This is a genomic window from Bradyrhizobium sp. LTSP857 (assembly GCF_000938285.1).
Taxonomy (GTDB): Bacteria; Pseudomonadota; Alphaproteobacteria; order Rhizobiales; family Xanthobacteraceae; genus Bradyrhizobium.
The window spans coordinates 130,429-150,653 of sequence record NZ_JYMS01000019.1 but is presented as its reverse complement, the minus strand read 5'-3'; the positions used below and the strand labels follow the sequence as shown (position 1 = coordinate 150,653).

The 20,225-nt window shown below is 63.6% G+C and carries 17 protein-coding genes and 1 tRNA gene; 9 read left to right on the top strand and 9 right to left on the bottom strand.

What is annotated here, in order from left to right; all coding sequences use genetic code 11:
• The first annotated feature begins 83 nt into the window (after positions 1–83).
• From UP06_RS10485 to UP06_RS10470, 4 genes are all read left to right on the top strand, one after another.
• Entirely contained in the window at positions 84–1,310 is a 1,227-nt protein-coding gene (locus tag UP06_RS10485; RefSeq protein WP_045002463.1) for an ABC transporter substrate-binding protein, read from the top strand.
• A gap of 237 nt (positions 1,311–1,547) precedes the next feature.
• Positions 1,548–2,777 carry an ABC transporter substrate-binding protein gene (locus UP06_RS10480; protein WP_045002462.1) on the top strand — a complete coding sequence of 410 codons (1,230 nt, stop codon included), beginning with the start codon at positions 1,548–1,550 and terminating at the stop codon, positions 2,775–2,777.
• Positions 2,778–2,969: 192 nt separating this feature from the next.
• Positions 2,970–4,253 (top strand): glycerate kinase type-2 family protein, encoded by a 1,284-nt coding sequence (locus UP06_RS10475; RefSeq protein ID WP_045002617.1) that lies wholly within the window; start codon positions 2,970–2,972, stop codon positions 4,251–4,253.
• 249 nt (positions 4,254–4,502) lie between these two features.
• Entirely contained in the window at positions 4,503–6,599 is a 2,097-nt protein-coding gene (locus UP06_RS10470; protein ID WP_045002461.1) for a putative bifunctional diguanylate cyclase/phosphodiesterase, read from the top strand.
• A gap of 21 nt (positions 6,600–6,620) precedes the next feature.
• On the opposite strand, the gene UP06_RS10465 is transcribed toward UP06_RS10470, so the two are convergent.
• Positions 6,621–7,130 carry a MarR family winged helix-turn-helix transcriptional regulator gene (locus UP06_RS10465; RefSeq protein WP_045002460.1) on the bottom strand — a complete coding sequence of 170 codons (510 nt, stop codon included), beginning with the start codon at positions 7,128–7,130 and terminating at the stop codon, positions 6,621–6,623.
• Positions 7,131–7,307: 177 nt separating this feature from the next.
• Here UP06_RS10465 and UP06_RS10460 point away from each other — a divergent pair, with 177 nt between their 5' ends.
• From UP06_RS10460 to UP06_RS10450, 3 genes are read left to right on the top strand one after another with little or no spacing between them, the layout of a single operon-like run.
• Entirely contained in the window at positions 7,308–8,348 is a 1,041-nt protein-coding gene (locus UP06_RS10460; RefSeq protein ID WP_045002459.1) for a branched-chain amino acid ABC transporter permease, read from the top strand.
• Positions 8,349–8,355: 7 nt separating this feature from the next.
• Entirely contained in the window at positions 8,356–10,125 is a 1,770-nt protein-coding gene (locus UP06_RS10455; RefSeq protein WP_045002458.1) for a branched-chain amino acid ABC transporter ATP-binding protein/permease, read from the top strand.
• Complete coding sequence (locus UP06_RS10450) at positions 10,122–10,853, top strand: ABC transporter ATP-binding protein (RefSeq protein WP_045002457.1); 732 nt, start codon at positions 10,122–10,124, stop codon at positions 10,851–10,853. The genes UP06_RS10455 and UP06_RS10450 overlap by 4 nt, the downstream gene beginning before the upstream one ends.
• On the opposite strand, the gene UP06_RS10445 is transcribed toward UP06_RS10450, so the two are convergent.
• A complete protein-coding gene (locus UP06_RS10445; RefSeq protein ID WP_045002456.1) occupies positions 10,854–11,396 on the bottom strand; it encodes a disulfide bond formation protein B in 543 nt (180 codons plus the stop codon).
• 154 nt (positions 11,397–11,550) lie between these two features.
• Between UP06_RS10445 and UP06_RS10440 the strand changes: the two genes are divergently transcribed.
• Positions 11,551–11,635 (top strand) — tRNA-Leu (locus UP06_RS10440).
• A gap of 192 nt (positions 11,636–11,827) precedes the next feature.
• Positions 11,828–12,130, top strand: a complete 303-nt coding sequence (locus tag UP06_RS41990) for a hypothetical protein (RefSeq protein ID WP_045002455.1) — start codon at positions 11,828–11,830, stop codon at positions 12,128–12,130.
• A gap of 559 nt (positions 12,131–12,689) precedes the next feature.
• On the opposite strand, the gene UP06_RS10430 is transcribed toward UP06_RS41990, so the two are convergent.
• From UP06_RS10430 to UP06_RS10400, 7 genes are all read right to left on the bottom strand, one after another.
• Positions 12,690–13,391, bottom strand: a complete 702-nt coding sequence (locus tag UP06_RS10430; RefSeq protein ID WP_045002454.1) for an SDR family NAD(P)-dependent oxidoreductase — start codon at positions 13,389–13,391, stop codon at positions 12,690–12,692.
• Between the two features lie 39 nt (positions 13,392–13,430).
• Positions 13,431–14,240, bottom strand: a complete 810-nt coding sequence (locus UP06_RS10425; protein ID WP_245305450.1) for a glutathione S-transferase family protein — start codon at positions 14,238–14,240, stop codon at positions 13,431–13,433.
• A gap of 67 nt (positions 14,241–14,307) precedes the next feature.
• Positions 14,308–15,507 (bottom strand): ABC transporter substrate-binding protein, encoded by a 1,200-nt coding sequence (locus tag UP06_RS10420; RefSeq protein WP_045002615.1) that lies wholly within the window; start codon positions 15,505–15,507, stop codon positions 14,308–14,310.
• Between the two features lie 72 nt (positions 15,508–15,579).
• A complete protein-coding gene (locus UP06_RS10415; protein WP_045002453.1) occupies positions 15,580–16,740 on the bottom strand; it encodes an iron-containing alcohol dehydrogenase in 1,161 nt (386 codons plus the stop codon).
• Between the two features lie 100 nt (positions 16,741–16,840).
• Complete coding sequence (locus UP06_RS10410; protein WP_045002452.1) at positions 16,841–17,851, bottom strand: NAD(P)H-dependent flavin oxidoreductase; 1,011 nt, start codon at positions 17,849–17,851, stop codon at positions 16,841–16,843.
• Positions 17,852–17,872: 21 nt separating this feature from the next.
• A complete protein-coding gene (locus UP06_RS10405; RefSeq protein ID WP_045002451.1) occupies positions 17,873–19,063 on the bottom strand; it encodes an acetyl-CoA C-acyltransferase in 1,191 nt (396 codons plus the stop codon).
• A 15-nt stretch (positions 19,064–19,078) separates the two neighbouring features.
• Entirely contained in the window at positions 19,079–20,209 is a 1,131-nt protein-coding gene (locus UP06_RS10400) for an acyl-CoA dehydrogenase family protein (protein WP_045002450.1), read from the bottom strand.
• Between the last annotated feature and the right edge of the window lie 16 nt (positions 20,210–20,225).

The window sequence follows — 20,225 nt, the reverse complement described above, 5'->3', positions numbered from 1 at the left end:
CGCGCGATCGCGGGGGCTTTTTGTTGACGTCGTGCGTCAATCTTGTTCAATGCGGCGCCGATCCAGCTCGGGGCAGGAGAACAATGACTGGTGTTCGTTTTCAGGTTGCGACCCTTTTGGCCGCATTCGCTTTGTGCACTGCGACAAGCAACCCCGCGCTGGCGCAAAAGAAATACGACAGCGGCGCGACCGATACCGAGATCAGAATCGGCAACATCATGCCCTATAGCGGCCCGGCTTCCGCCTACGCCGTGATCGGCCAGACCGAGGACGCCTATTTCAACAAGGTCAACGCCGAGGGCGGCATCAACGGCCGCAAGGTCAAGTTCATCTCCTATGACGACGCCTATTCGCCGCCGAAGACGGTGGAGCAGGCCCGCAAGCTGGTCGAGAGCGACGGCGTGCTCTTGATCTTCGGATCGCTCGGCACCTCCACCAACGGCGCGATCCGCAAATACATGAACGAGAAGAAGGTGCCGCAACTGTTCGTGGCGAGCGGCGCCTCGAAGTGGAACGATCCGAAGCAATATCCGTGGACCATGGGCTGGCAGCCGAACTACGCGAGCGAGGCGAAAATCTACGCCAAGTACATCATGAAGGAGAAGCCGGACGCGAAGATCGGCGTGCTCTACCAGAACGACGATTTCGGCAAGGACTATCTGAAAGGCTTGCGGGACGGCCTCGGCGCCAAGGCCTCGATGATCGTGCTGGAAGAGAGCTACGACACGTCGGAGCCTGCGGTCGACGAGCACGTCGTGAAGCTGAAGGCCGCGGGCGCCGACGTCTTCATCAGCATCACCACGCCGAAATTCGCGGCGCAAGCGATCAAGAAGGCGGCCGAGATCAACTGGCATCCCATGCACATCATCTCCAACGTCTCGGCCTCGGTCGGCGGCGTGATCGAGCCGGCGGGCTACGAAATCTCGCAAGGCATCCTGTCGGCGAGCTACACCAAGGACGGCTCCGACCCGCAATGGAACGCCGATGATGGCATGAAGAAGTTCTATAACTTCCTCGCGCAATATGCCCCAAAGGCCAACAAGCTCGATGCCGGCGTGGTGTTCGGCTATGCCGCCGCGCAGACGATGGTGAAGGTGCTGCAAATGTGCGGCGACGACCTCACCCGCGACAACATCATGAAACAGGCGGCCAGCCTGAAGGATTTCGCGCCCGATACGCTGCTGCCCGGGATCAAGATCAACACCGCGCCGGACAATTTCGCTCCGATCGAGCAGCTCAAGATGATGCGGTTCAAGGGCCGGACCTGGGAGCTGTTTGGCGACATCATCTCGAGCGAACTGAGCCATTAGGGGCGCGCAACTCAAAATAGTTCGAATATCGAGAAGAAATCCAAGATAGTTCGACCTTCCAGCAGTCGCAGACGACGATCTCGGGCGGTCCTGACTACTAAAGAAGCAGCCCCTGCGACGCCGTCGCAGGGGCTTTCTGTTGAAGCGACCTGCCAAATCGTATTGAATTGCGGCCGCGTCGGCCAAAAACAATCGAGACAAAAAAGGAACGCACACACCAAAAATAGGGAGATAGGAATGCCCGCTGTCACCGGCAAACTTGCGGTCGCGTCACTGGCGCTCGCGCTCATTGCAGCCTCGACCTCCACTGCATCCGCCCAGAAGAAATACGATACCGGCGCGACCGACACCGAGATCAAGGTCGGCAACATCATGCCCTACAGCGGACCGGCCTCCGCCTACGGCATCATCGGGCGGACCGAAGCCGCCTATTTCAAGAAGATCAACGAGGAAGGCGGCATCAACGGCCGCAAGATCAACTTCGTCTCCTACGACGATGCCTATTCGCCGCCGAAGGCCGTGGAGCAGGCCCGCAAGCTGGTCGAGAGCGACGAGGTGTTGTTCATCTTCAACTCGCTCGGCACGCCGTCGAACTCCGCGATCCAGAAATACATGAACTCGAAGAAAGTGCCGCAGATCCTGGTCGCGACCGGCGCCACCAAATGGAACGATCCGCAGAACTTTCCCTGGACCATGGGCTGGCAGCCTTCCTACCAGAGCGAAACGCAGATCTATGCGAAATGGCTCCTCAAGAACAAGCCGGACGCCAAGATCGCCGTGCTGTTCCAGAACGACGATTACGGCAAGGACTATCTCAAGGGCCTGAAGGACGGCTTAGGGACCAAGGCCGCTTCGATGATCGTGATGGAGGAGAGCTACGAGACGTCGGAGCCGACCATCGACAGCCACATCGTCAGGCTGAAGTCGACCGGCGCCGATGTCTTCATGAACATCACGACGCCGAAATTCGCAGCCCAAGCGATCAAGAAGGTCGCGGAGGTCGGCTGGAAGCCGCTGCACTTCCTCAACAACGTCTCGGGCTCGGTCGGCAGCGTGCTCAAGCCCGCAGGCTTCGAGAATGCGCAGGACATCATCTCCGCCGACTATCTGAAGGACGTCTCGGATCCGCAGTGGGTCAACGATCCCGGCATGAAGGACTTCCTCATCTTCATGACCAAATACTTCCCTGAAGGCGACAAGCTCGACCATGGCACCATCGTCGGCTACGGCGTGGCGCAGACTCTGGTCCAGATCCTGAAGCAGTGCGGCGACGATCTCACGCACGAGAACGTCATGAGGCAGGCCGCCAGCCTGAAGAACTTCCGCACCGAGGTGCTGCTGCCGGGTATCCAGATCAACACCTCCCCGACCGACTTTGCGCCGATCAGCCAGCTCCAGCTCGAGCGGTTCAAGGGCGAGAAGTGGGATCTGTTCGGCGACGTGATCAGCGCCGACGTCGGCGGCTAGGCCTGCGAAAACGCGACGACAAAGCGCCCCCTGCGAGATCTTCGCAGGGGGTTTTGCTTGCACGCCGATTATGATCACGCGATTGCACAATCGAATGATGGTAAAGCCCGCTTACGCTTTGGCGCCTGATGCGGTAGGCAGGTGAGCGGCGCGCTTGCCGCCAGTCTCTTCTGTGTGTTGAAGGCCATCGTCATGACCGACCGACGTCCCCTGCTCCGCGCGCTCTACGACGCCGCCGTTGCCGCCGCCCATCCCAACACGATACTGGCGCCGCATCTGCGGCCCGCGCCGAAGGGGCGCGTGATCTGCCTCGCCGCCGGCAAGGGCGCAGGCGCGATGGCCGCGGCCGCCGAGCGATACTATCTCGACACGCCAAAACTCCCGCCGGAGCGTCTCGTCGGCATCGCCACCACCCGCCACGGCTACGGCGTGCCGACGCGCCGCATTCGCGTGGTCGAGGCCGGCCATCCCGTGCCGGATGAGGCTGGCCTCAAGGGCGCGGCCGACACGCTTGAGCTTGCAGCGCAGGCCGGGCCCGACGATCTGCTCCTGGTGCTGCTCACCGGCGGAGGTTCGGCGAACTGGATCGCGCCGGTGGACGGCATCAGTTTTGCGCAGAAGCAGGCAGTCAACAAGGCGCTGCTGCGCTCCGGTGCGCCGATCGGCGAGATGAACATCGTCAGGAAACATCTCTCGCGCATCAAGGGCGGCCGGCTGGCGCGCGCCGGCAAGAATGCCGCCGAGATCGTGACGCTCGCGATCTCCGACGTGCCGCATGACGATCCCTCCGCGATCGCGTCCGGCCCCACGGTGCCCGATCCGACCACGCTTGCGGACGCGCGCGCCATCGTGGCGAAGTACAAGCTCGACATCGACGATTCCGTGCGCCGCGCACTCGACAATCCCGCCAACGAAAGCTGCAAGCCGGGCGACGTCGCGTTTGCGCACGCGCATTTCGAACTGATCGCGCGGCCGAAGCAATCGCTCGACGCCGCGGTGAAGCTTGCAAAAGACGCGGGCTACGAAACCATCGATCTCGGCGCCGATCTCGAAGGCGAAGCGCGCGAGGTCGCCGCCGATCACGCCAAACGCGCGCTCCAGGCGCGCGCGCAAGGAAAGCGCATCGCGATCCTCTCCGGCGGCGAGCTCACGGTCACCGTGCGCGGCAACGGCCGCGGCGGCCCGAACCAGGAATACGCGCTGGCACTCGCTGACCTCTTGAAGGACACGGCCGGCATCTCGGCGCTTGCCGGCGACACCGACGGCGCCGATGGCGGCGCCGGCCATCCCACCGACCCCGCCGGCGCGCTGATCGACGCGGCGACGTTCGCGAAGATGAAGGCGCTTGCGCTTCAGCCGCAGGTCTATCTGGACAACAACGATGCGACGACGTTCTTCGAGGCCACCGGCGATCTGCTGATGCCCGGCCCGACGCTGACCAACGTCAACGATATCAGGGTGATCCTGGTCGACTGAGACAACCACCGCCGCGCGGCGCGTTGGGACTGGAGCGCGAAACGCGCCTCGCCTATCGAACCTGAGGCCCACGACCCTGTATGCTTAACGCAAGGTTTACGCTGGGCGGCTTCGGCCCGGATAGCGTTAGACTTCTTAACGTGAAATTCGTTGCAATTTTGGGAAGCTGCCTGCGCACGAGGCAGATCATGGAGACGATTCACCGGATTCTGTTCTAATGGTGCCGCGCTTGAGGGAGGGCAAGGATTTATGGACGATCGTGACAGGCAGGTCAGCGAGATCGACCCGCTCGTCCTTGGCGGGCTGCTCGAACAGGCCGTCAACAACCTCTGGCTCGGCATCATCCTTTTCAACCAGAGGCGCGAGGTCGTCTACTGCAACCAGCGCTACATGGACATGTACCGCCTTTCGCCGGAGCAGGTGCGGCCGGGCACGCCGGTCGGTGATCTGATCCAGCATCGTCTCGCGCTGGGCCTGGAGATCCGCGGCGAGGCCGATGCCTATATCCGCGCCCGGACCGAGGGCGCGTTCGTGAGCGAACGAACCATCCAGGAATTCGCGGACGGGCGGATCATCGCCTATGCCGCCCACCCGCTACCGGGTGGCGGCGGCATGGCTACACACGAGGACATCACCGAACGCGAGGAGCTCAGCGCGCGGTTGCAGCAACGCAACATGCAGTTCGACATCGCGATCAACAACATGTCGCACGGACTGTGCTTCTTCGATGCCAGTCACCGGCTGATCGTGTGCAACAAGGACTTCATCGACATGTACGGACTGCCGCCCGAGCGCGTCCGTCCCGGTACACCGCTGTCGGAAATCGTCGACATGCGCTTCGAAGCCGGCAGCGTGCCCGCGATGACGCGGGATGAATTCATGAAGTGGCGAACCGGCGTCGTCGGCTCGGCCGAGCCCATCGACAGCATCATGGAGATGCGCAACGGACGCACCTTCAAGGTCCGCCATCGACCGATGCCGGATCTTGGCTGGGTGGCGACCCACGAAGACATCACCGAGCAACGCCGGGCCGAGCTGAAGATCGCGCATATGGCGCATCACGATGCGCTGACCGACCTTGCCAATCGCACCTTGCTCAACCAGCGGCTCGCGCAGGCGTTCGCGTCAAACCAGACGTTCGCCGTGCATCATATCGATCTCGACAAGTTCAAATCGGTGAACGACACGTTGGGACATCACGCCGGCGATGCCCTTCTGAGGGGCGTCAGCGAGCGTCTGCGCCGCCTCGTCCGTCCGAGCGACACGATCGCCCGGATGGGCGGTGACGAATTCGTCGTCCTTCAGATCCCGGTCGGCGACGAAAGCGAAGCGGGCGCGCTTGCACAGCGCATCATCGAACAGATGGCCGCGCCGTTCGAAATCGACGAACAGCAGACGATCGCAGGGGCAAGCGTCGGCATCGCGATGGCGCCGGCCGACGGCACAACACCAGAGCAATTGCTACGCAATGCGGACCTTGCGCTCTACAGGGCGAAGAGCGACGGCAGGGGCACGTACCGCTTGTTCGAACCGGCCATGGACGAAGAGGTGCAAAGCCGCCGCGCATTGGAGCTCGACCTGCGCAAGGCCCTCGCTGGCGGCGAATTCGAGCTTCACTACCAGCCGCTGGTCAAGACAGAGAGCGGCGAGATCAGCGGCTTCGAGGCCCTGATCCGCTGGCAGCATCCGCAGCGCGGGCTGATCGCGCCCAACGACTTCATTCCGCTCGCGGAGGAAATCGGCCTCATCGTACCGATCGGCGAATGGGTCATTCGGCAAGCCTGCAGGACGGCGAGCCGGTGGCCAAAGCACCTCCATGTCGCCGTCAACATCTCTGCGGCGCAGTTCCGTTACGCCGGCCTCGCCGAGGTGATCGTCGGCGCGCTCGCATCTGCCGGGCTGGAAGCAAGCCGGTTGGAGATCGAGATTACGGAGAGCGTCCTGTTGCAGGACAAGGAGGGGACGCTCGCCATACTGCACCAGCTGCGTGCGCTCGGGGTGCGGATCGCCATGGACGATTTCGGCACCGGCTATTCGTCGCTGACCTACCTGCAATGCTTCCCGTTCGACAAGATCAAGATCGACCGTTCCTTCGTGCGCGACATCGCGACCGATGCCGGGTCGCTCAACATCGTGCGGGCGATTGCCGCACTCGCGAACGGGATGGGTATGACGGCGACAGCTGAGGGCGTCGAAACGCGTGAGCAGTTCGAGCGGATCGCCGCGGAGGGGTGCACCGAAATGCAGGGCTATCTGTTCAGCCGTCCTTTGCCCGCGGCCGAAATCGAGCGCCGCTTCCTCTCCCTCGGGGCACCCGCGCTGCGCGACCGGTTCGCCGCGGCCTGATTTCCTGCCGCGCAGAGCGGTTTAAAACTCGTTGGCGATCTTCGACAGCATCTCGAGCAGGGCTTCGCGGTTGGCCTGCCCGAGCAGCTCTTTCAGCCGCGCCTCGTGCTTGGTCGCCACAAGCTTCTTGGCGCGGGCCAGCACGGCCTTGCCCTTGTCGGTCAGCACCAGGATGTGCGAGCGGCGGTCGTTAGTGGAGCGGATCCGGGCGCAGAGGTCACGGCTTTCGAGATTGTCGAGCAAGGCCACGAAATTCGGGCGTAGGATGCCGAGCGTGGAAGCGACCTCGGTCTGGTTACGGCCGGGGTTCTTCTCGACCAGCAGCAGCACCGAGAACTGCGCCGGCGTAAGCTGGAGCGAGGCCATGCAGCGCAGGAAGTTCTCGAACACCTTGAGCTGTGCCCGTTTCAGCACATAGCCAAGCTGCTCAGAGAGCTCGCCGAGCTGGAGGGCTTCGGGCAGGCCCTCGGGCGCATCCTTGCGGCCCTTGGTCGCGTCCGCGGGTTTTTCAGCGGTTTTTGAAACGGTCATCGCCTCGTGCTCGTAATCCCGCTAAATTCGGGACGGGTCGCTCACCACCCTTGAAGTTATATTTGATAATTGTTATGGACTATATCAAATATCGCCAGCGTATTTCAATGGCTGTGAGCGGACCATCCACCACAATCTGGGGACCGGTCCTTAATCTTTGAGGGGGAGCGTCCGGTCTTGAACACCACCATCATGCTGTTCCTGCTGCAGGACGGCATTACCAATGGCGCGATCTATGCGCTGCTCGGCCTGGCGCTGGTGCTGGTGTTTGCCGTCACCCGCGTCATCCTGATCCCCCAGGGCGAGTTCGTCACCTATGGCGCGCTGACCTATGCCTCGCTGGCCTCGGGTCAGATGCCGGGCACGGCCAAGCTTGCACTGGCCATGGGCATCGTCGCCTTCGTGTTCGACCTGTTCGTGGCCCGCAAGGCGCTGCACGGCCGGCTGATCCTACGCAGTGTCCTCGCCAACATCGTGCTGCCGGCCATCGTGCTGGCGGTGACCCTCTATTTCGCTGGCCAGAAGCCGCCGGTCGCGGTCTGCATCGCGCTGTCGCTGCTGATCGTCGCGATGATCGGCCTGTTTCTGTATCGGATTGCGTTCCAGCCGCTGGCCCACACCTCGGTGCTGGTGCTGCTGATCGCCTCGGTCGGCGTCCATCTCGCGCTCCAGGGACTGGGCCTGCTGTTCTTCGGCGCCGAGGGCCAGCGCGGACCGGCGGTGCTGTCCGGCGCGTTCACCGCGGGCTCGCTGCGCTTCACCGGCCAGAGCCTCACCGTCTACGGCATCACCATCGCCTTCATCGTCGGTCTGTGGCTGTTCTTCGGGCTAACGCTCTATGGCAAGGCGCTGCGCGCCACCGCCGTCAACCGGCTTGGCGCGCGGCTTGCCGGCATCCGCACCACCCTGTCGGGACAGATCGCTTTCCTGCTGGCATCCGTCATCGGCGCGCTGTCCGGGATCATGATCGTACCGATCACGACGCTCTACTATGACTCGGGCTTCCTGATCGGCCTGAAGGGCTTTGTCGCCGCGATCATCGGCGGGCTCGTCAGCTACCCCTTGACCGCCGTCGCCGCGCTCGTCGTCGGCATCGTCGAGGCGTTCTCGTCCTTCTATGCCTCCAACTACAAGGAGGTGATCGTTTTCATGCTCTTGATCCCCGTGCTGCTGCTGCGCTCGCTCGCCGCGCCCGCGGTCGAGGAAGAGAAGGACTGAGGCCAAGATGCAGAGCCGGCTTCCCATCCTCATCTTCGCAGCTCTCATGGCGGCGATCCCGTTCGTTCCCGGCATGCCGCCGTTCTGGATCGTGCTGCTCGACAATATCGGCCTCACCGCGCTGGTCGCGATGGGCCTCGTGCTGCTCACCGGTGTCGGCGGCCTCACCTCGTTCGGCCAAGCGGCCTTCGTCGGCTTCGGCGCCTACACCACGGCGGTGCTGACGACGACCTATGGCCTGTCGCCCTGGTTGACCTTGCCGCTGTCGCTTGTGGTCAGTGGATTGCTGGCGGTGCTGCTCGGCCTGGTCACGGTCCGTCTCTCCGGCCACTATCTGCCGCTGGGCACGCTCGCCTGGGGCCTTGGCCTGTTCTACCTCTTCAGCAAGCTGGAATTTCTCGGCCGCAATGACGGCATCTCGGCGATCCCGCCGCTGTCGATCGGCGCGTACAAGATGCTCTCGCCCGGATCGATCTATTACGCGATCTGGGTCGCCGTGATCATCTCGGCCCTGCTCACGATGAACCTGCTGGATTCCCGCACCGGCCGCGCCATTCGCGCGCTGCGGCGCGGGCATGTCGCGGCCGAAGCCTTCGGCGTGCAGACGCCGCGCGCAAAAATGCTGGTGTTCATCCACGCCGCCGTGCTCGCCGGCCTCTCGGGCTGGCTCTATGCCCACCTCCAGCGCGCGGTGAACCCGACGCCGTTCGGCGCGCAGGCCGGCATCGAATATCTCTTCATCGCCGTGGTCGGCGGCGCCGGCTATGTCTGGGGCGGCGTGCTCGGTGCAGCCATCGTCGTGATCCTGAAAGAGGTGCTGCAAAGCTATCTGCCGCTGATCCTGCCCGGCTCCGGCCAGGTCGAGACCATCGTGTTCGGCATCATGCTGGTGGCGCTGCTGCAACTTGCGCCCGGCGGGGTCTGGCCGTGGCTGATGTCGTTCCTGCCCGAGGCTACCGGTGGCAAGAAGCCGGACACCTTGCTGAAACTTGAGCAGCGCCCCCGCGCGGCGGGCCAGTCCAGCGTGCTGCTTCAGGTCGAGAAGGCCCGCAAACAATTCGGCGGCGTGATTGCGGTCAACAACGTCTCCTTCGACGTCCAGGCCCGCGAGATCGTCGCGCTGATCGGGCCGAACGGCGCGGGAAAAAGCACAACGTTCAACCTGATCACCGGCGTGCTGTCGGCGACTTCGGGCTCGATCTCCGTGCTCGGCAAGAAGGTCGACCGGGCGCCGCCGCAGGAGATCGTCAAGCTCGGCATCTCCCGCACCTTCCAGCATGTGAAGCTGGTGCCCGACATGACCGTGCTGGAGAATGTCGCGATCGGCGCGCATCTGCGCGGCCATTCCGGCCCCCTCGCCTCGATGCTGCGGCTCGACCGCGCCGACGAGGCAAAACTGCTCGCGGAAGCCGCCCGCCAGATCGAGCGCGTCGGCTTGGCCGATCAGATGCACCAGCTCGCAGGTTCGCTGTCGCTCGGCCAGCAGCGCATCGTCGAGATCGCGCGCGCGCTGTGCGTCGATCCTATGCTGCTGCTGCTCGACGAACCGGCGGCCGGCCTTCGCCACATGGAGAAGCAGCAGCTCGCAAAACTGCTGCGCGAATTGCGCGACGGCGGCATGAGCGTGCTGCTGGTCGAGCACGACATGGGTTTTGTGATGAACCTGGCCGACCGCATCGTGGTGCTCGATTTCGGCACCAAGATCGCGGAAGGCACGCCCGCGACGATCAAGACAAATCCCGAAGTGATCAAGGCCTATCTCGGAGTGGCGGCATGAGCGCGCTGTTGTCCGTCACCGACGCGCATGTCGCCTATGGCAAGGTCGAGGCGGTCCGTTCCGTTTCGCTCGAAGTGGGGCAGAACGAGATCGTCACCATCGTCGGCGCCAACGGCGCCGGCAAGACCACGCTGCTCTCCGCCATCATGGGCATTCTGCCGCTGAAGGGCCGCGTTGCGTTTGCGGGGCAAGACCTGGCGCGGCTCGACATCGAGGACCGCGTCGCGATGGGCCTGGGCCTCGTGCCGGAGCACCGCGAATTGTTCGTGACCATGAATGTCGAGGACAATCTCGAGCTCGGCGCCTTCCGCATCGAGCGGAGCCGGGCGAAGGCCTCGATAGAGCGGATCTACACCCTGTTTCCACGCCTGAAGGAGCGGCGCAAGCAGCTTGCCGGCACACTCTCCGGCGGCGAGCAGCAGATGCTCGCGATGGGCCGTGCGCTGATGGGCGAGCCGAAACTGTTGATGCTGGACGAGCCAAGCCTCGGTCTTGCCCCGATCATCGTCGCCGACATTTTCCGCATCGTCACCGAGCTTCGCGCCAGCGGCGTCTCGGTGCTGCTGGTCGAGCAGAACGCGCAGGCCGCACTGAAGATCGCCGACCAGGCTTACGTGATGGAGCTCGGCGAGTTCGTGCTGAGCGGCAAGGCCAGCGACGTCGCCGCGAACGAGCAGGTCGCCGCGAGCTATCTCGGCTTCCAGCACGAAGCCGCAAGCGCGCTTTAGCTACCGCCCCTTCGCCGTCCGCACAAAGCCCCATGCGGCGATCGCGGCCATCAGCAGCGAGATCAGCACATTGTAGCCGGCGAGCGAGAGGCCGAGGAAGCGCCACTGCACCTCATCGCAGCGAACGACCTTCACGGTGTCGAGCCGCGACAGCAGATCGCCGGCGCTGCCGAGATTGACGACCGGACCGGTGCAATCGGTCGGCCCCTTCCAGAAGCCCCATTCGACACCAGAATGGTAAGTGCCGAGGCCGGCATTGGCGAGCGCCGCCAGCGCGAGGATCGCCAGGCCTCCGAGCAGCAGCGGCCGCGGCGCGCCGCTTCTCGCCGCCAGCACGGTGAGCGCGCCGAGCGGGATCGCGAGATAATAGGCGTAGCGCTGCTCCAGGCAGAGCGGACAGGGCAGGATCTCCAGCACGAGCTGGAAGAACCAGGCGCCCGCGATTGTCGCCGCCGCGATCAGGGTGACGGCCAGCGAGGCCGTCAGCGCAGGCGCGCTGGCAGCCGGTTTAAACGCAGGTATTGCGGCACTCTGGGTCGTCACGGCAGCCTCTTCGGATGGGTCGTGGCTTCAAGGCTCTAACCCCGCCCTGGGCCCCTGTCGAGAACGGCCGGGATCACTTTGGCGCGGGTTGACCCCGCCTTTTCCATGGCTATAGTCCGCCGGCTTCGCGACGCCCCTTGGGGGCCGACCGAGGGCCCCTGTGGCGGAACTGGTAGACGCGCTCGACTCAAAATCGAGTTCCGCAAGGAGTGCTGGTTCGATTCCGGCCAGGGGCACCAGCCTTCGCTGCTTCGCAGCTACGGCTGGGCGAGCCAAGCTCCGGCCCATCGAAGCGAAGCAGCGAAGGCTGTCCCGCCGAAGCCTTGGCGAAGGCAGACTGGATCAACGGGTCCGGAGCTTTCCCTCCCTAGCAATCGTCACAGACCGGCTGTATAAGCCGTTAGCTTCTTCACATCACCGAAGAGGCTCATATGAACGACCTGCACACGTGGCTTTCCGAACAGCACCACGGTTTGCGAACCTTCCAGATTTTTCAGCAGAAGCTCGACACGCTCGGCCGGGACGACCCCGCCCAGCGCGGCCTGTGCCGTGTCCTCAGCAACCTTGTCGGCAGCTATGTCGAGGCATTTGACGAGGCCCCGCTGCCGGTCGAAGTTGCCGATGGCGCCTATCACCGCCTGCTGACGCTGGTTGCGAGCCTCGATCTCCGTGGCGATGCCGACCGCCGGCTCGCCGACATCAATCGCGTGGCGACATGCGAGCTCTGGCAGTGACCCGCGAACCGTAGGTTCTATGGCGACATCCTCGGCTTCGCCGAACAGTCCTGGCCGGGTGGTCTGGCTTTTCGCCTGGGACATAGCCTCCTTCTTCTGGAGGAAGACCGCGCCTCGACCGTCAATCCGGTTCGTCAAGCACTGGGCTGGCGCTACATCACCCTGCAGATCTCCGACATCGACACTAAATCGGCGTGGCCGTTGCCCAACTCATCGAAGCCGGATCCACGCCTCGTCGCCCTGATCAGGATACTCGCTCGGCAAGCCGCGCGAAACATTATTCACGCCACCTGGGACAGCCAGAAAAGGCCTCGGGACTGACACGGGCAACCAACATTGCTGATGCCGAAATCCTGTCCATCGCCCAGGGACGGCAGGTTTTGGCGATGCTTCCCACTGTCTGCAGCCTAGTCTGTTCCGGACACAATTGCGGCCCTTCGGAAAGTATTCCGGCAGTCCCGCTGCTCGGGATACTGGACCGCTCAATGAAATTAGCCCTCGCCCCGGACCGAGAACGGCTACTCTTTGCTGACGTCTTGTTCCACGTTGTCTTTGCCGGCTACCAATTCTCTCCAAAAGGCCGCAGTTCGACATTGAACGACCACGCACTGCGATGCTGGTGTGCTACATGCCAGATCTCGTCGGCGATCGCCGCGGGCTTGATGAAGAAGTCGTCCGGTCGGTCGGGCCAGCGCTTCCTCGTCCATTCCAGGTCGATCACGGCGTCGACGACGACGTAGGCGACGTGGACGCCTTTCGGGCCCAGATCGCGCGCGATCGCCTCAGCAAGAATCCGTTGTGCTGCTTTGGTCGGCGCAAAACCGGCAAAACCTGGCTTGCCCCGCAATGCCGAGGTATTGCCCGTGGCAACGATCGCACCCTTGCCGGACTCGACCATCGCCGGAGCAAACCGCCGCGCGAGGTACAACAGCCCCATCGTGTTGACCTGAAAGTTGCGGTTGAGAATTTGCGGATCGATTTCGCGGAAGGTGCCGAACGCCCCGCCGACGGCGTTGTGGATGACGACGCCGGGATGGCCGAGCTCGCGCTCCACTGCGGACGCTGCCGCTTCGACCTGCGCGGGATCCGACACGTCGCAGCGATAGCCCTTCGCGCCCGGCAGCTCCTTCTCCAGCGCGGCAAGGCGCTCCTCGTTCCTGGTGAGCAGCGCGACGCGATGACCGCCCTCGGCAAACCGTCTGGCGAGCGCCGAACCCGTGCCAGGTCCAACACCGGTGATGAGGCAAACAGGCGCGGTCATGTAGTCAATCCTCCCCGTTGCGGCCGGCGGCTTTCTTGTTCAGGCGGCGGCCTTCGATAACAGCTTTTCAACGTACGGCCCGAGGTCCTGCCTGAAGTGCTCGTGCGCGACCAGGCGATCAAAGTGACCGAACACCCGCGGGTACTCGTCCCGAATTCCGGCGTGCAGGATCCTGTCCAGCCCGCGCGCGCTCAACTGCTCGGCCCGTGCGTGCTCGTTCATGGACAGCGCAAGCTCGGCGGCAAAGCAGATGTCGGCCAGCGTGATGCCGTCCCCCACCAGCGTATCGCGGCGTGGCGACAGCGCCTGTTCGAGCCCCGAGGCATAGATCGCGAAGGCCGCCTTCGCACGCGCGTGAATGGCTGCATCAACCGAGCCATCCAACAGTGCAAGGAGATAGATTTGCGAATCCCTGGCGAAGACCAGGCTGACATCCAGAAAGCTGTCGATCCTGGATGCTTCATAGGCGTCACACCCGTAGAGCGGAAACCTCGCCTCGCCCAGCCGCGCCACCGCGCGCATGATGCTGTTCGACTCGAATATTCCGGTCCTTCCGTCAGGCCCGAACGCGGCGGGCACGTTGCCGAACGGCTGTGCTTCCAAGAAAGCGTCAGTCTTGAAGAGTTGCGCGCCGGTCAACCCGACCCGCCCGGTTCGTGCAAAGGACGAAAGGGATTCCCGTTCGCCCTGCGCGAGGGGACGCGCGTCATAATCCCACAGCCAGTCCCGCAACTCCTTGCCTGACGCACCCCTGACCTCGACGTCGACGCCGCAGAATCGGGCGGCAATGGTCGCCTTCCAGACGCGCGGGTTGGGCAGGTACGAGAATATGCGCAAGTCAGCCATCATGGTTTGCTCCCGGCGACTCTTTGTACCCACAGGACGACGGGGCCCGCGCTCATCCGAGCCGGATGCCCTACTCCGAGCTCGCGTCGAGAATTTCACCGAACTGCTCCCAGCGTGTGCCGGTCCATCGTTGGAGCTGCAACTGCGTCCATATCATGTTGTTGCTTTCGCTGGTATTGATCCGGATGCCAGGCAGCGCGGTCGGCAGCGCAATGTCCTTCAGCGATTTCGCCTGCTTGATGACGTTGTCGCGCGAAAGATCGTCGCCGCATTGTTTGAGGATCTGCTCCAGTACCAAGCCCTGCTGGTACCCCGTCAGATAGCTGGTGTTGGTGATATCGGAGCCGGCCAGGTATCGATCGAAGAAGACGCGATAACCTTTGATCGCCTCGTCGTCTGTCCATTTCTGGTCATTCGGATCCTTGTTTGGGGTCCCGACGATGACACCGATGGAGTTTTCCAGGCCCGCCGGTCTCAGCGTGCCAGCCACCGAGGACGAAGGGAAGTTGATCAGGATCGTCGCCTTCCATCCGGTCTCCGCTGCGCGACGGATCGCCTGCGCTGCAAACTTCGGCGTGCCCGCGACAAACAGCGCTTGCGCGCCCGAGCTCTTCAGCGAGACCACTTGCGAGTCCACGGTCGGTTCCGTCACCTCGTAACTGGCGGTGACCACGCGCTTGTCGAAATCGGCGCCCAGCACTGCCTTGAAAGCGTTGACGTAGTCGCGGCCGAGATCATCATTCTGGTAGAGGATTGCGTATTTCGCCGCGGGCAGCGCACGCATCAGATACTTTGCGTAGATCTTGCCTTCGGTGTCATAGCTGACGAGGCCGGTGGTCGTCAGCGGATAGTCCTTGACGCTGGTGAACTTGCTCGCTCCCGTGACGATCGCGATCGTCGGCACACGTTTTGCAGTAAGATATTTTGCCACGGCGGAGTTACCCGCCGTGCCGAGCTGGCTGAACATGAAGGCGACCTCGTCGCTCTCCACCAGCCTTCGCGCATGCTCGAAGGCCTTGGGCGGGCTGTACGCATCGTCCATCATGACATAGTCGATCTTGCGCCCGTGGATGCCGCCGCGATCGTTGATCGATTGCACATAGGCCTGCACGCCCTGCCCGACCTGGCCGATCGAAGAAGCTGGGCCGCTCAGCGGGAAAATACCACCGATCTTGATCTTCGTCGGCGTGACACCCGGCGCGTCAGCCGCCCAGCAAGGCGTGGACATCGCAATCACGAGTGCGCAGGCCAGTCGTGTGCCCCAGGACATCGCGCGTTCCTCCATTGTTGTTTTGCGCGCGCCCGGCATGCAGCAAGGCGCGACGGAGATTGAGTGACCGCTTCAGGCGGCCAGTTTGAGTATCTTGACGATGTCGCCGGGCTCACGGATCGGCTGCGGGTTCGCCCGCGTGAAGATCGACAGCATGGCGTTCTTGCCGATCAGCTCAAAACGGTCCTCGGCCACGCCGACGTCGGCAAGCCTGCGCGGCAGGCCGAGCTCAGCGATAAACGCTGCAAAGGCCTCGCTGGCATCGCGCCCCGGCACACCGAGTGCGGCTGCGACCGATTTTTGGGCGACCTCTGTGGCCGGCAGGTTGTATCGCAGCACGCTCGGCATCATCACTGCCGTGCAGAAATAATGCGGTACATCACAGGTCCCGCCAAGAACATGGCCGATGGCATGGCTCGCGCCCATCGGCACCCGCGCCTGCAACCCGAAGGCCGACATCCAGGAACCCAACTGGCAGCTCAGCCGCGCCGCTTCGTCGTTCGGATTGTTCTTGGTGCGCAGGAGCCCATCGTGCAGATAACGCAGCCCCTGCTGACACACGGCATCGACGAGCACATTAGGGCGGCTCGAGCAGATCGCCTCGATGCCGTGATCCATCGCGCGTGTGCCGGATCCCAGCCAGAGCTTCTCGGGCGTGTATTTCGTGATCGCGGGGTCGAGGATGATGCTGCGCGGCATCATCATCGGATGATTGAAAATCTGCTTCAGCTTGCGACCGGTATCGGTGACCAGCGCGCCGGAATTGTACTCACCGCCCGAGAGCGTACTGGGGATCGCGATCATCCTCACCTTCGGCGCGCGAAATGCCCCGAAGCGGCGGTCCGGCGTGGTCTCGAACCCGTCGAGCCCCATCGGTTCGAAGATCTCGTGCTCCATGCACATCAGCACGATCTTGGCCGCATCGACCACCGAACCGCCGCCGATCGCGACGACCAGATCGGCTTGAGCATCCTTGGCCTGTCGCGCAATCTGCGTCACCACGTCCCGGGTGGTGTGCTGCGGCACGCCATCGAAGGTCGCGGCATGGCGGTCACCGAGCGCCGCCCTGATCTTCTCGATCTCGTCGGTGGTGGTGTTGAGCGTGCGGCTGGCGATCAAATAGACGCGCTTGGCGCCCAGCCGTTCGGCCTCCTCCCGTAGCGCCTCTGCCGCTGGCTTGCCGTAGATCACGGATTCCATGGTGGGGTATTGATGGCTACCGGCGACTGGCATGCTCTTCCTCTCTGGCGTTCTTTTTCTCCGGGTGCTGCGGCGTCAGCCTCGTGACGCCGTCAGCTATCCCGGTCTTGACGTGCTCGTATGTCGCGCCTCGTCAGGCGACCGCGCGGGTCCGTGCAGGCTCGATCGTCCCGTCAAGGAATCCAGTCAGCCGCTGGCGGATGATCGCCTCGGCCTCGGCCATGATGCGGTCGATTAGCTCCTTCACCGTCGGAATGTCGTTGATCAAGCCGACCACCATGCCGCAGCTCCAGGCTCCGGCATCCATCTCGCCGTCGATCATCACCTTCGGATAGACGCCCGCGACCCGCTCGTGGATGTCGTCGATCTTCAACGTGGCGCCCTTCTCGCGCTCGATCTCGAGCAGCTCATCGACGCCCTTGTTCTTCAGCACCCGCTCGGTGTTGCGCAACGCACGCATCACGAGGCGCGTATCGAGCTCGGTGGCGTCAAGCAGCGCCTGCTTCACATTGGGATGGACCGGTGCCTCCTTGGTGGCGATGAAGCGCGTACCCATGTTCATGCCGGCGGCGCCCATCGACAGCGCCGCGACCAGGCTGCGCGCATCGGCCATGCCGCCGGAGGCCACGAACGGAATCCTGAGCTCGTCGGCCGCGCGCGGCAGCAGAATCATGTTAGGGATGTCGTCCTCGCCGGGATGGCCGCCGCATTCGAAGCCGTCGACGCTGACGGCGTCGCAGCCGATCTTCTCAGCCTTGAGCGAATGCCGCACCGAAGTGCATTTGTGGATCACCTTGATGCCGGCAGCCTTCAGCGCCGGCATGTATTGCTCAGGGCTGCGACCGGCCGTCTCCACCACCTTGACGCCGCCTTCCCTGATCGCGGCGATATATTCCGGATAGGGCGGTGCGGTGAAGCTCGGCAGGAACGTGAGGTTGACGCCGATCGGCTTGTCGGTCATGTCGCGGCAGCGCGCGATTTCCTTTGCCAATAGCTCAGGCGTCCGCTGCGTCAGGCCGGTGATGATGCCGAGGCCTCCGGCGTTGGACACCGCGGCCGCCATCTCGGCAAAGCCGACATAGTGCATGCCGCCCTGGATGATCGGGTGCTGGATGCCGAACAGTTTAGTGATCGCTGTTTTCACGGATATCTCCTGCGTTTCCGATCAGTGGACGATTTCAAACAGACCCGCCGCGCCCATGCCGCCGCCGATGCACATGGTCACCACGCCGTATTTCGCCTTGCGCCGCCGCCCCTCGATCAGGAGGTGGCCGGTCAGCCGCGACCCGGTCATGCCATAGGGATGGCCGATCGCGATCGAGCCGCCATTGACGTTGAGCTTGTCCGGATCGATGCCGAGCTTGTCGCGGCAATAGATCACCTGCACCGCATAGGCCTCATTGAGCTCCCAGAGATCGATGTCGTCGATCTTCAGATTGTGCCGCTTTAGCAGCCGCGGGATCGCGGCGACCGGGCCGACGCCCATCTCGTCGGGCTCGACGCCGGCGGCGACAAAGCCGCGGAAGATGCCGAGCGGCTTGAGGCCCTTCTGCGCGGCGATCCTGTCGCTCATGATCACGCAGGCCGAGGCGCCATCCGAGAGCTGGCTGGCATTGCCGGCGCTGATGGTCTTGCCCTCGAACACCGGCTTGATCTTGGCGAGCCCATCGGCGGTGGTGTCGGGACGCGGACCCTCGTCCCCGGCCAGCGTCACCTGCTGATAGCTGACCTCCTTGGTGTCCTTGTCGACCACCGCCATCTTCGTCGTGATCGGCACGATCTCGTCGCTGAAGCGGCCGCCCTGCAACGCGGCGCCGACGCGGCGCTGGCATTCGAGGCTGTATTCGTCCTGCTTGTCGCGGCCGATCTTGTAGCGTTCGGCAACGACCTCGGCTGTCTCGAGCATCGACATATACATCTCAGGCTTCATCGCCATGAGATCCTGATCGACCGCGTGGAACATGTTCATATGATCGTTCTGCACCAGGCTGATCGACTCGATGCCGCCACCGATCGCGATCTCGACGCCGTCGAGCATTACCGAGCGCGCTGCCACCGCGATCGCCTGCAGGCCAGAGGCACATTGGCGGTCGATCGTCGTTCCGGCAACGGTCACCGGAAGCCCGGCGCGGATCGCGCCCTTGCGCGCAACGTTCATCACCATGGTGCCCTGCTGCATCGCGCAGCCCATGACCACATCCTCGACCTCACCGGGCGCGATGCCAGCGCGCTTCACCGCCTCGGCCATGACATGGCCGGCGAGCGTCGGTCCGTCGGTGTTGTTGAGCGCGCCGCGATAGGCCTTGCCGACGCCGGTGCGTGCGGTGGAGACGATGACTGCTTCGGGTGACGACATGCTTGCCTCGCTGTCTCAGGCGGCCGCGTCGAGCTGCGCGTAACGCAACACATGGTAGGCGGGATCGCCGAATTGGATATTGATGGAAGAGATCCGCTTGAAGTAATGACCGACATTGAGCTCGTCGGTCATGCCCATGCCGCCGTGCAACTGCACGGCCTGATCGGCCACGAATTTTGCGGCATAGCCGATCTTGGACTTGGCGCCCGAGGCGAGCCGCCAGACGCCGGCCTCATCCTCGCCAAGGCTGAGGCTGAGATGCTGCATCAGGGACAGCGCCTCCTGATGCGCGATGAACATGTCGACCATCCGGTGTTGCAGGACCTGAAAGCTGCCGATCGTGACGCCGAACTGCTTTCGTGTCTTGGAATACTCCAGCGTCGCCGCGTTCAGCTCACCGATCGCACCGACCGCCTCGGCACAGAGCGCGCCGATCGCGCGGTCGCGGCAGGCCTCCAGCGCGGCAACGCCCTCGCCCTCCTTGCCCAACAACTCCCCGCGCACGCCCCTAAGGCTAACCTCGGCTGCCTTGCGGCCATCGATGGTCTTAAAACTCTGCAGATCGAGGTTGGCGGCGCGGCGATCGACCACGAACAGGCTGACGCCGCCGCGATCATGATGATGGCCCGAGGTCCGGGCGGAGACGATGAGATAATCCGCCCAGGGTGCGGCCAGCACCGCGGTCTTCTCGCCAGTGAGAACATAGTCGTTGCCGTCCCGGCGCGCCGTCGTGGTCACGGTGGCGAGATCGAAGCGCGAGCCCTTCTCGGTCCAGGCCAGTGCCCAGAGCTTCGCTCCCGCAATAATGTCGGCGATGTAGGCCTGCTTCTGCGTGTCGGAACCCGCCTGCTCGATCAAGCCACCGGCCACCACGACCGTCTCGACAAAGGGCTCGACGACGAGATGGCGGCCGAACTCCTGCATGATGATCATGGTCGACAACGGCCCGCCCCCGAGCCCGCCGACATCTTCCGAGAACGGCGCGGCGAGCAGGCCGAGTTCGGCGAATTCGGCCCATTGCTTTCGGCTGAACCCTTCCTCGCTCGCGACGATCTTGCGGCGCGCATCGAAATCATACTTGTCGCGCAACAGGCGCTGGACGCTGGACCGCAACAATTCCTGCTCTTCCGTGAACTGGATATCCATCCGATCCTCTTGTGGC